Raw genomic sequence first — 11,366 nt, 5'->3', positions numbered from 1 at the left:
GACAGTTCGTACTCACACGGCGGATATCAAGCTACGCAGACCGAAGTGAAAGTGGAATATCCGTTCCCTAAAACCGACGCTGTCGTCCGATTATCCAGGTGAACCCAAGGGTGGTTAGTACGGGAACCATATCCGGTAGTTCACCGTTGGCAGTGGTGTGGCGGGACTGTGATCTCAGCGGTACGTGGACCGTACGCAGAAAAATACCAAATATTATATGGTATCAGCAGTACACCGCTCAGTACCGCGGTTTTCGGTTTTAGTTCGAAAACGCTCCCACAGACTTATTCCCTCCTCGGAAGATACGGTGGTATGATGTCCCTACTCACCTCGGCCGTGACGGCGTTCGCCCCGATGCAACTCGGTGGGCTGCTGTCGCAGCCCCTCGGACAGGCCCTCGCCGTGATCGTTGCGATCGGTCTGGTGATCATCATCGGACGGATCGCGCTCAAGATCGCCTGGCGCCTGGTCACGATCGCTGCCGTCGTCGTCGGCGCGCTGTTGCTCCTCTCTTTCTTCGGCATCAGCGTGCTGTAACTTCGAACGCTGGATTCCGGCCCCGACGGACGGACACGACTGCTCCGTCCAATCAGCGTCAGGTCTGTGTCGCGCTCGTTTTCCGCCGAGCGAAGACGCATTCTTCGAGGAAGTTCCGGACGACGTCGTGGCCGACGCCCGTCAGCACGGATTCGGGGTGGAACTGCACGGCCTCGATCGGGAACTCCCGGTGGCGAACGCCCATCACGAGGTCGGTCGAGTCAGACGCGGACGCCACCGACTCAGAACCACCCTCCGCAGACAGCGCGTGCTCCGTCGTCGCCGACACCTCGAAGCAGTCGGGGACGCTGGTCGCGATGAGCGAGTGGTACCGCCCGGCCTGAAAGCCCTGGTCGAGCCCCGAAAAGACGCCGCGGCCGTCGTGATCGACGGGGTAGGCCTTCCCGTGGATCGGCTCCGGGGCGTGGCCGATCTCGCCGCCGTAGGCGTACACCGCGGCTTCGAGCCCGAGGCAGACGCCCAGCGTCGGTGTCGTCTCCGAGAGCGACGTCAGAACCTCGGTGGTGACGCCGACGTCGCGCTCGTTCTTCGGGTGGCCCGGTCCCGGGCTGATGACGATCGCGTCGGGGGCGATCTCGCGGAGTTCGTCTATCTCTGCCGTGTTCTTTCTGACGACTACCTCGACGGGTTCGCCGTCGACCCGCTGTTCGGAGAAGTACTCCACGAGGTTGTACGTGAAGGAGTCGAAGTTGTCGACGACGAGCAGTCGGAGGGTCATCGCGACACCTCCCCGGAAACGGGCTGTTCGCCCGTGTTCTTCTCGACATCATCCACCATTTCCTCGGTTCCTCGGTCCCCCGCTTCCTCGATCCGCTCGACCGCCGTCAGGACGCCGTCCATCTTCTGTTCGGTCTCCTCGTACTCGGCGGTCGGATCACTGTCCGCGACGATCCCGGCACCGGCGCGAACGGAGATGACGTCCTCCGGGCCGCCGCAGTCGACCGTCGCCGTGCGGATCACGATCGCGAAGTCGGCGTCGCCGGACCACGAGTAGTAGCCGACGCCGCCGCCGTAGACGCCTCGCGGACTCCCCTCGAGGTCGTCGACGATCTCCATCGCGCGGACCTTCGGCGCGCCCGTCAGCGTCCCGGCCGGGAACGTCGCGCGGGTCGCGTCGAACGCGTCGGCTCCTTCGGGATATTCGCCGTTGGAACTGTCCGACCCCGCGAGCGTGCCCGTCACGGTCGATTCGATGTGCTGGACGTGGCTGTACTTCAGGACGTTCATAAACTCCTCGACGCGGACGCTCCCGGCGTCAGAGACCCGGCGGACGTCGTTGCGCGCGAGGTCGACGAGCATCGTGTGCTCGGCGCGTTCCTTCCCGTCGGCGAGCATCTCTCCGGCGAGCCGCCGGTCCTCGACGGGGCTCGTCCCGCGCGGGCACGTCCCCGCGATGGGGTTCGAGACGACGCGGTCGCCGCGGACGGAGACGAGCGTCTCGGGACTCGCGCCGACGATGTGGCGGTCGTCGTGCCGGAGGACGTACATGTACGGCGAGGGGTTGACCTCCCGTAGCGCCTCGTACAGGCCAAGCGGATCGACCTCGCCGCGGAGTTCGCGCACGCGGGAGATGACCCCCTGGTAGATGTCGCCGTCGAGGACGTGCGCTTTCGTCTCTCGCACCGCGACCTCGTACTCGTCTTTCGGGCCTGCCGATTCGCCGCTGCGGACGAAGCCGCCCGTTTCGGGGGGCGTCGCGTCCGCGAGCGTCGACGCGACGGCGTCGGCCTCCGCGCGGAGGTCGTCGTAGATCTCGCCCGGATCGTCGTCGGGGCCGACGACCGGCGTGAGGACGAGCGACGCCGACGAGCGCGCGTGATCGAACGAGAGTGTCTTCGTCGTGAGGACGAACTGCGCGTCCGGCGTCTCCGTCTCGGGGCGCTCGATCCCGACCTCCGAGAGCCACAGGTCGTAGACGGCCTCGTAGGCGAGGAACCCGACCAGCCCGCCGCGGAGCTGCTGGCGGTCCTCCTCGGGGAAGCCGACGCGCGGCAGTTCGGGGAACGCCGCGCGGAGTCGGTCGAGCACGTCGGGGCGGTCCTCAGCGTTCGATCCGTCCGCCTTCGATCCGCCCGCAGAAACTGCCTCGTCGACCTCGACGTATTCGGCCGCGCGTCCGCCGAGGCGTTCGACGTCGACGCCCTCGGGACCGACGGTGACGACGGCGTCGGGATCGTAGCCGACGAAGGAGAACCGCGCGTGGCGGTCGGCCGTCACGTGATCGGGCGCGAACGCGCCCGCGGGATCGCTGGAGGCCGTCTTCTCTGCGCTCTCTAAGAGGAATCCGTAGTCGCTGCGATCCGACAGCGCGGCGTAGGCCGTAAGCGGCGTCACGTTCGGCAGCGTGGCCGTCACGTGCGCGACCACCGGGCCGTCGGCGTCAGCGACCGCGCCGGTGACGTCATCGACGAACGACGCTCGCGACTGCGACAGCATTCCAGGGCCGTCGCTCACGGCGATACCCCCTCGATTCTCGCGTCGCCATCAGCGCGCTTCGATTTAGTTCCCGCCCCGACGGCGTTCGCGACGAACGCTTCGACGGCCTCGCGGTCCTTTCGGCCTCCGGCTCGCTCGACGCCGCTGGCGACGTCGACCGCGAACGGCTGGACCGTCTCGACCGCCTCGACGACGTTCTCGGGCGTCAGCCCGCCCGCGAGGATCACCGGCACATCGAGTGTCGCGACGACCGTGGCGGTCGCCTCCCAGTCGTGCGTCTCGCCGGTCCCGCCCGCGCCCGCGTCGTCGACCGAATCGACGAGCACGGCGTCGACCTCGGGGGCGACCGACCGGACGCGTTCCGGATCGTCGGCATCGACGGCGGCGACCACGTCCACGGCGACTCGTTCGCGAATCGACCGAAGCGCTTCTCCCGTGAATCCGCCGTGGAGTTGGAGGACGTCGGGGGCGACCCGCTCAGCCACGGAAACCGCATCGTCGACCGTTTCGGGCATCGTGACGAGTGTCGTCGTGAGAAACGGCGGCGCGGCGTCGAAGAGGTCCGCGGCCGCGTCGACCGACACCTCCCGCGGCGTGTCGACCGAGACGTCGGCGACGGCACCCACGGCGTCGGCTCCGGCCGCTTCGACCGTTCGGAGGTCGGCCTCGTTCGTCACGCCGCAGATCTTCACCCGGACCATTTCAGCGCTCCACCGCGGCGTCGAGCGGCTCACAGAGCGCCTCGAACGTGGACGCGGCGTCGCCCTCGTCGATCGCGTTCGCGGCCGTCTCCACGCCGTCCTCGACGCTGTCTGCCATCCCGACGACGTAGATTGCCGCCCCGGCGTTCGCGAGGATGATGTCCCGCTTGGGGCCGATGACCTCGCCGGTCACGATTCCGCGGAGATCGGCGGCGTTTTCCTCGGGGGATCCCCCGGCCACGGCGTCGATCGGTGCTGAATCGAGCCCGATCGCCTCGGGCGTGAGCGTGTACTCCTCGATCTCATCGCCGTCGACTTCGGCGACCGCGGTCCGGTCGTGCAGCGCGATCTCGTCCATCCCGGAACCGTGGACGACGAGCGCGCGTTCGACGGACATGTGCGAGAGCGCGCGGGCGAGCACCGGGACCAACTCCTCGTCGTAGACGCCGACGACCTGCGCGTCCGCGCCCGCGGGGTTCGTCAGCGGGCCGAGCACGTTGAAAATCGTGCGCATCCCGAGCTCCTTTCGCGGCCCGATGACCGCCTTCATCGCCGGGTGGAACACGGGCGCGAGCATAAAGCCGATTCCGTCGCGTTCGATCGCCTCCTCGACGGCGGGCGGTTCGGCTTCGATGTCGGCACCGGCGACCTCCAGCACGTCTGCGCTCCCCGACGAGGAGGACACCGAGTAGTTCCCGTGCTTCGCGACGGCCGCGCCCGCGCCCGCCGCGACGATGGCGCTCGTCGTCGAGACGTTGATCGTGTTGTAGTCGTCGCCGCCGGTCCCGACGATATCGACGAGCGGACGGCGGTCGGGATTGATCGTCTTCGCGGCGTCGCGCATCCCCTGTGCGAAGCCCGCGATCTCCGTCTCGGTCTCTCCCTTCGCCCGCAGGGCGGTCAGAAGCGCCCCGATCTGCGCCTCTGTCGCCTCCTCGAACACGAGGGTGGCGGCCTCGCGAGACTCCGCTTTGGTCAGGTCCTCGCCGCCGGTCGTCCGTTCGATGTAGTTTTGGAGTGTCATAGTGGTCACCGATGTACGCGTTCGTGTTGTAGTGTACAAATCCGTTCATCAGTATAAGGCTATCGGAGCGTGGGGTTGGCTGTGGTATCAGTCGCGGCGGCATCTGGAGGTGCCGGACACTTGCCCCGGTCCCTCAGCACTGGTTGTTACTTCGTTCGCGTTCGAAAATCGAACGACGGCCCCGTCCGTTTCCGAAACGAAACCTTCAATTACGTCCCCGGGAAACGAAGTAATGCGCCCAGATGGGCGCGACCGAACGCGACCAGCGGGTTGGTGGTCTAGGCTGGTTATGACACCTCCTTGACATGGAGGAGGTCGGCAGTTCAAATCTGCCCCAACCCACTTTCTACACGAACTACCCCCTGAGAGTGCGGCCTACCTTCGAGGGGTGCGGCCTGTCTGCGGTTTTTGCGCGCTCCCACCCAAACCACTAATCCGCGAGCGGCCGCACTCACGGTATGTTCGAAGAGATCGTCCCCGGCGTGTACGACATCACGACTCAAACCCGACCCTCCGGCGGTCGGTTCCGCGTCTATCTGTTCGACGGCGATACGCCGACGCTGATCGACACGGGATTCGAGGAGACCACCGATCGGGTCGTCGACGCGGTCGAGGAAATCGGCATTCGGCCGGAACGACTGGTCATCACGCACGGCGATCACGACCACATCGACGGATTCGACGCTCTCGTCGACGCGCTCGGCGTCGAGACGTGGGTCCCGGAGCAGACGGACGCGAGCCAGTTCGAAAACGATCCGGACCATCGGTACACCGAGGGCACGTCGATCGGCGAGTTCGCTCCGGTCCACGTTCCGGGCCACAGAGCGGACAACCACGCGCTGGTAAACGAGCGGACGGGTGTGGCAGTGATGGGCGACGCGGTATTCGGCTCGGACCGACGTGGCCTCCCGGCGGGCTATCTCGTCCCGCCGCCAGCGGCGTTCTCCGAAGACGTCCACGAGGCGGAGATGAACCTCGACAAACTGCTCGATTACGAGTTCGACGCCGCGCTCGTGTTCCACGGATCCTCCGTCACCCGTAACGCGAGTGAGACGCTCGCATCGTACGTCGACTTCCCCGGTCGATCGTAAGTGGTCGTCCAGTCGACGCCCGGATCGCAGGTGGGTTGACACAGGGTCACAGAGGAGAGGACTTAACCCCGTCATCTCCTAAGGCCCGGGCGTGGAGTCGCCGTACGACGTACTGGGGATCGACGCCGACGCCGACGAAGACGCGGTCGTTCGGGCGTACCGCCATCGGGTGAAGGACGCCCATCCCGACCACGACGGATCGCTCGAAGAGTTCGAGCGCGTCCGCCGCGCATACGAGCACATCACCAGCGGTCGCGACCCATCGACGTTCGAGGCCAGTGAGAGACGCCGCTCTCGCCGTTCCCCGACGCGCGGAGGCAGCGATTCTTCACGCTCCGCTCGCAGCGCTCGGGAATCACGCGCCCGCAACGGCCAGTCTGAAGGGACGGAGGGGACCGAGAACCGCGGTTCCCTCGGCCCGACCGTTCAGTACCTCGACTACGAGGTGCTCGAAACGCACGGCTGGCAACTCACCGACGAGGACCTCTTCGAGAAGGCCGAGGCCGCCGACCTCGACGTCGACAGCTACGGACTGCTGGTCGTCGAGGAACGCGAGAGCCTGCTCGAAGCCGCCGAGCGATACGGGTTCTCGTGGCCCTACGCCTGCCGAGGCGGGGCGTGTGCGAACTGCGCGGTCGCGGTCGTCGACGGTGAGGTGGAGATGCCCGTGAGCACGATCCTGACCGACGAGATGAAAGAACAGGGAGTCAGGCTCTCCTGCATCGGAACGCCCGTCACCGACGACCTGAAGGTCGTGTTCAACATCGAGAAGCTCCCCGGGTTGGCGGAGCTTCGGCTCCCCGCAGAGCAGTTCGAGAGAGCGCGAGCGGACGATTGAACCACTCATATACAGGTGCGCCATCCCCGACCCGTACGTGGAATCTTCCGACGTATCCGTCGATCGGGAACTGTCGGGGGAGAAACCGATTACCGCCGCGGCGGCCTCCAGTCGGAGATGACAGCCAGTCGGTGTCGACGGACCCAGCGAGTCGAAAATGGGACGAAGTTTCAAGACGGCAGCAAGCGTATCCCCAGTTTGGAGGCGACTCCCACTATGGATATTACTGATATTGCCACTCCTGATTTCGTCGAAGTCGACGTCGACAAACGCCTCGGGAAAATCCGCGCCATCTTCGAGCGCGAGAACCCCCGTGGAATCGTCGTCACCGAGGGGGGCGACTACGCCGGGATCATCGGCGAGAAGCAACTCGTCCGATCCCGGATGGAGGACGACACGAAAGCCTCCGTCGTGATGAAGTCGGCACCGCGGGTCGACCGCCACGAGGACGTTCGCGAGGTCGCGCGGATGCTCGTCGAGGGCGACGTGAAAATCGCCCCCGTTTTCGAGGGCGAGAAGCTCTACGGCGTCATCAACAGCGACGCGATTCTCGAAGCGGTCCTGGAGAATCTCGATGCGATCTCCGTCGAGGACATTCAGTCCGAGGAGATCATCAGCGTCGCCGAGAAATCGCACGTCGGGGGGGCGATCAACAAACTCCGCGAACACGGAATCTCCCGATTACCGGTCGTCGACGACGACAGCGGAAAGCTCACGGGGATCGTCACGACGCACGATCTCGTCGACTTCATCGTCCGCGACGACAGCCGACAGGGACGCGGCGACCGCCGCGGCGACCTCGATCGGATGCTGGATCTCCCCGTCTACGATCTGATGTCTTCGCCGGTCGTCACGGCGACGCCCTCCGAACCCGTCGACGAGGCGGTCGAGCGGATGTTCGAAAACGACATCTCGGGACTCGTCGTGACCCCAGACGAGAACGACGGACTCGTCCAGGGGATTATGACGAAGACGGACGTCCTCCGCGCGCTGACGTTCACCGAGGAGGAGAGTATGGACGTCCAGATCACGAACGTCAGTCTCCTAGAGACGCTCACCCGCGCGGAGGTCGTCGAATCGATCACCTCGGTCGTCGACAAGTACCAGCAGATGCAGGTGCTCCACGCGCACGTCCGCTTCCACGAGCACAAAGAGAAGCTCCGCGGCACGCCGCTCATCCAGTGTCAGATCCGTCTGCGAACCAGCCACGGCCAGATCGCCGGGAGCGGCGAGGGCTACGGCTCCGAACACGCGTTCCACGTCGCGCTCGATAAACTCGAGCGCAACGTCCTCGAACTGAAGGGGCTCAACGCCGACGAGAAGTACCGCGGCCAGCTCATCCGGAAACTCGGCGAGCTGTAAGCGGGATTTACGGCGAACTGTAAGCGGGATTTATCGCTCTTCTTTGGGGCAATTCCTCCTTCCGGGCTCAGATATCGACGTCGGCGAGCCCGTCGCCCGTGATCTCGAACGTCGTCGACTCGCCGACAGGCTTCGACCGGTGCTTCTCCAGCGTCGCCCGCCGATTTCCGCCGCGGAAGCGGTCCAAGCGGACGACAGCGCCCGTCCAGTGTTCGAGCGTGTTGCCGCCGAGGGCCCGCGTTCGGTCACTGTCGGGATCGGAGAACACTTGATTCGTGATGACCACGGCGAGGTCGTGTTTGCGAGCCAGCGAGAGCAGATGCGTCACCTGCCGCGCGACTCGGCGGAGCGACTCCCCGGCGTCGCCGTCGCCGGTTCGTTCGAGCCGGTAGAACCCCGTCGCGCTGTCGAGGACGATCAGCTCCGCGTGATCGGCGAACTCGGCGGCGTCGCGGACGGCTTCCTCCTGTTCTTCGAAGTCGTGCGCCTCCGAGACGACCAGCCGCGAGGTGACCTCCTCGATCGACTCGCCGTCGGCAGCGGCCTCCGCGAGCTGTCGAAACCGGTCGATCGAGAGCCCCTCGCTGTCGATGTAGACGGCCGTCCCACCGTCGGCGGCAACCTGCACGGCCGCCGAGAGCGCGAGGTTCGTCTTTCCGGCGGCTGGCGGTCCGTAGAGCTGCGTGACGGTGCCGCGCTCGAAGCCGCCCCCCAGCAGCTCGTCGAGCGAGCGACACCCCGTGGTGAGTGCGTCGGACACGCGGGGTTCTCGGTCGCCATCGGCGAAAAACCCCCCGGTCCGTGACCCCGCTCTCGACGTCGCGAACCGCTCGATTGGGATACCGAACCGCTCGGTTGGATCACTCCGCGACATCTTTTATACCGAGACGACGAAACTCCGGTCAGTGATCGTCGTTGCGACTGACGACTTCGAGCTGTACCACGACGTCGTCGACGAACTGCGAGACCGTGGCGTAGCGTTCACGACCCTGGAGCCGGGAGACGAACTCCCCGACGGGACCCGAGTCGTGATTCGTTCGCCGGAGGACGGGGCGACCGCCACCTCGCCTACGGAGGGGTCCCCGCGCGTCGAAACGGTCGTCGCCACCGCCGAAGCGGTCCGGAGATCTGTCGAGGAGGCGGTTTCGATCCTCCGAGGCGGCGGCGGTCGGACGGTCGTCGGCGTCGATCCCGGTATTCGTCCGGGGATCGCCGTCCTCGCCGGTGACACGATCGTCGCCGCGTTTCAGGTGCCGTTGGCGGACGCGGTCGAGACGATCCACCGGGAGATCGACGACGCCCCCGATCCGGTCGTCCGAATCGGAGACGGCGCGCGGCTGCAGGGCTCGCAGCTGATCAACGACCTCGACGACGTGACGGTCGAACTCGTCGACGAGACGGGGACGACGCCGTATCTCGGAACCGGCGCGCGCGGGATGGGCGACGTGCTCGCCGCGGTCAACATCGCGCGGCTCTCCGGCGACGCGATCGACTCGCGGCAGATCGACCCGACCGCGGGCGAGCTCCAGCGGATCAAAGACCGCTCGCGGCGGGAGTCCGACGACGGTCGGACGATCGACGAGGGACTGGCCCGCCGGGTCGCCGCCGGAGAGCTCACCGTCGACGAGGCGCTCGAAACGCATAGAGAGCGTGACGCCGACAACGACGCAGAGCCTGCAGACGACGCGGACGAATAGATCGGGCGAGGGTCGGAGAGATCGGGCGGGGTCTGGGACAGATCGGGCGACCGTTCACGTCGCGACGGATCCACTCCGCGCTGCGAGTCATCACTTCGCGTCGCCAGCCCTCACACCGCGCCCCGTACCCTCACTCCGCATCCCGAACCGCCGCTTCCGCGCGGCGCAGCACCTCGCGAACCGGGAGGCCGGTCGCGTCCGCGACGTCGACGGCGTCGTCGTACTCAGCGCTGTAGTCGTAGATCTCGTCGCTCGCGTCGCTTGCGACCTTGACGGCGACCTCGTAGCGCTCGCCGTCGATATCGAGATCCGCCGTGCGGAACTCCCTGTCGGCGATCCAGCGGTGGCTAGCGCCGTGCTCGCGGACTCCGAGCGTCCCCGTCTCGACCGCGAGTCGGTGAGCGACGCGCTCGGCGTCCTCGGGCTTGACGACGACTTTCACGAGGTGGCCCGGGCGCGACTTCTTCATCGTCGCCGGGACGACGCTCACGTCGCGCGCCCCGGCCTCGGCGAGCGTCGACTGGAGGCTTCCAAGCACCTCGGGGGCGGCGTCGTCGAGGTTCGTTTCCAACACCGTGATCTCGTCGCGCACCAAGCGCCCGCCGCCGTCGCCGACGATCGCGCGAAGCACGTTCGGCCGCTCCGGGAAGTCGTAGCCGCCCGCGCCGTAGCCCGCGCTGTCCACCCGCAGCGTCGGAAGCGCGTCGACGCCATCGGCGACGTGCGCGAGAATCGCCGCGCCGGTCGGCGTGAGCAACTCCGCGTCGACGGGGCCGCCCCGCAGCGACCAGTCGGCACCAGACGCGATTTCGACGACCGCTGGCGCGGGAATCGGGTACTCGCCGTGCGCCATCGTTCGGGTGCCGCTGCCGGTCGAAAGCGGCGTCGTGACCGCGCGCTCGACGTCGAGATCGTCCAGCAGGAGCGCGACGCCGACGACGTCCGCGATGGCGTCGTCCGCCCCGACCTCGTGGAAGTGCGTCGATTCGAGATCAGTATCGTGCACCGTCGACTCGGCCTCGCCGAGGCGTCGGAAGATCGCCAACGCGTTCGATTCGACCGACTCCGGAAGCCCCATCGACTCGACGACCTCGACGACGTCGGCGTACGTCCGGTGCGGACCGTGCCCCTCAGCGGGCGTCGCGGCCGACCCGTCGTCAGGGTGCTCGTGGTTGTGTGGATGATCGTGGTTGTGTGAATGACCGCGCTCGTCGGTATGTCCGTGACCGTGAGAATGGTCGCCCTCGTGGGTGTGCGGATGACCGTGGCCGTGACTGTCTCCGAAAAAATATTTGTGCCCGTGCTCGGCGGCCTCCGCTGAGCCGCTATCGCGGCTGTGGGTGTCGTCTCGGTCGCGATCGTCTCGGTCGCAATCACGAGATCCGTCTGTAGATCCGTCCAGCAGCACGCGGACCCGCGTGGCTGAAATCCCGTTTTTATCCACTGTCCCGACGTCGTAGCGGACGTCGAGGGCGCGCTCGACGGGAGCGAGCGCCTCGGGGTCGGCACCGGCCGCGACGAGCGCGCCGAGCAGCATATCGCCGCTGGCACCCATCCGGCCGTCGAAGGCGAGAGTGCGCATACGCCTACACTCGCCGCGCGGGGGCAAAGGTCCACGCATCGATGCCGCGGTCGGTAAGGATTTGTATGCCCCAGCCG

Annotated in this window: 11 protein-coding genes and 1 tRNA gene; 6 read left to right on the top strand and 6 right to left on the bottom strand. The window is 66.7% G+C overall.

Going from position 1 to position 11,366, the window contains the following annotated elements; all coding sequences use genetic code 11:
- Positions 1 to 312: 312 nt before the first annotated feature.
- On the top strand, positions 313 to 537 hold the full coding sequence (locus FJT57_RS06310) for a hypothetical protein (RefSeq protein ID WP_144903114.1): 225 nt from the start codon (positions 313 to 315) through the stop codon (positions 535 to 537).
- A 58-nt stretch (positions 538 to 595) separates the two neighbouring features.
- Here the strand turns inward: FJT57_RS06310 and trpG are convergent, their stop codons facing one another.
- Genes trpG through trpD form a run of 4 tightly spaced genes read right to left on the bottom strand, consistent with a single transcriptional unit; the run spans position 596 to position 4,719 of the window.
- Positions 596 to 1,276 carry an anthranilate synthase component II gene (gene trpG / locus FJT57_RS06305; protein ID WP_144903111.1) on the bottom strand — a complete coding sequence of 227 codons (681 nt, stop codon included), beginning with the start codon at positions 1,274 to 1,276 and terminating at the stop codon, positions 596 to 598.
- Positions 1,273 to 2,994 carry an anthranilate synthase component I gene (gene trpE / locus FJT57_RS06300; protein ID WP_144904463.1) on the bottom strand — a complete coding sequence of 574 codons (1,722 nt, stop codon included), beginning with the start codon at positions 2,992 to 2,994 and terminating at the stop codon, positions 1,273 to 1,275. The genes trpG and trpE overlap by 4 nt, the downstream gene beginning before the upstream one ends.
- Positions 2,995 to 3,008: 14 nt before the next feature.
- Positions 3,009 to 3,695 carry a phosphoribosylanthranilate isomerase gene (locus FJT57_RS06295; protein ID WP_144903108.1) on the bottom strand — a complete coding sequence of 229 codons (687 nt, stop codon included), beginning with the start codon at positions 3,693 to 3,695 and terminating at the stop codon, positions 3,009 to 3,011.
- Position 3,696: 1 nt separating this feature from the next.
- Positions 3,697 to 4,719: an anthranilate phosphoribosyltransferase gene (gene trpD, locus FJT57_RS06290; protein ID WP_144903105.1), complete on the bottom strand. Its 1,023-nt coding sequence runs from the start codon at positions 4,717 to 4,719 to the stop codon at positions 3,697 to 3,699.
- Between the two features lie 267 nt (positions 4,720 to 4,986).
- On the opposite strand from trpD, the gene FJT57_RS06285 reads away from it, so the two are divergent.
- The 4 genes from FJT57_RS06285 to FJT57_RS06270 all read left to right on the top strand — a co-directional run bounded on the left by FJT57_RS06285 (position 4,987) and on the right by FJT57_RS06270 (position 8,010).
- A tRNA-Val gene (locus FJT57_RS06285) sits at positions 4,987 to 5,061 on the top strand.
- Positions 5,062 to 5,177: 116 nt separating this feature from the next.
- Entirely contained in the window at positions 5,178 to 5,810 is a 633-nt protein-coding gene (locus tag FJT57_RS06280) for an MBL fold metallo-hydrolase (protein WP_144903101.1), read from the top strand.
- A 91-nt stretch (positions 5,811 to 5,901) separates the two neighbouring features.
- Positions 5,902 to 6,648, top strand: a complete 747-nt coding sequence (gene fer, locus FJT57_RS06275) for a ferredoxin Fer (RefSeq protein ID WP_144903099.1) — start codon at positions 5,902 to 5,904, stop codon at positions 6,646 to 6,648.
- A gap of 216 nt (positions 6,649 to 6,864) precedes the next feature.
- Positions 6,865 to 8,010: a CBS domain-containing protein gene (locus FJT57_RS06270; protein WP_144903096.1), complete on the top strand. Its 1,146-nt coding sequence runs from the start codon at positions 6,865 to 6,867 to the stop codon at positions 8,008 to 8,010.
- A 67-nt stretch (positions 8,011 to 8,077) separates the two neighbouring features.
- Here FJT57_RS06270 and radB read toward each other — a convergent pair whose 3' ends face one another.
- Positions 8,078 to 8,770, bottom strand: a complete 693-nt coding sequence (gene radB / locus FJT57_RS06265; RefSeq protein WP_144903093.1) for a DNA repair and recombination protein RadB — start codon at positions 8,768 to 8,770, stop codon at positions 8,078 to 8,080.
- Between the two features lie 145 nt (positions 8,771 to 8,915).
- On the opposite strand from radB, the gene FJT57_RS06260 reads away from it, so the two are divergent.
- Positions 8,916 to 9,707, top strand: coding sequence for a hypothetical protein (locus tag FJT57_RS06260; protein WP_144903090.1), 792 nt, complete (start codon positions 8,916 to 8,918; stop codon positions 9,705 to 9,707).
- A gap of 130 nt (positions 9,708 to 9,837) precedes the next feature.
- Here FJT57_RS06260 and larC read toward each other — a convergent pair whose 3' ends face one another.
- Positions 9,838 to 11,289, bottom strand: a complete 1,452-nt coding sequence (gene larC / locus FJT57_RS06255) for a nickel pincer cofactor biosynthesis protein LarC (RefSeq protein ID WP_144903087.1) — start codon at positions 11,287 to 11,289, stop codon at positions 9,838 to 9,840.
- Positions 11,290 to 11,366: the final 77 nt, after the last annotated feature.

The sequence above is a fragment of the Halobellus captivus genome (genome assembly GCF_007655485.1).
GTDB lineage: Archaea > Halobacteriota > Halobacteria > Halobacteriales > Haloferacaceae > Haloquadratum > Haloquadratum captivum.
The sequence above is the reverse complement of the archived record's forward strand: the minus strand, read 5'-3'. Positions and strand labels throughout refer to the sequence as shown.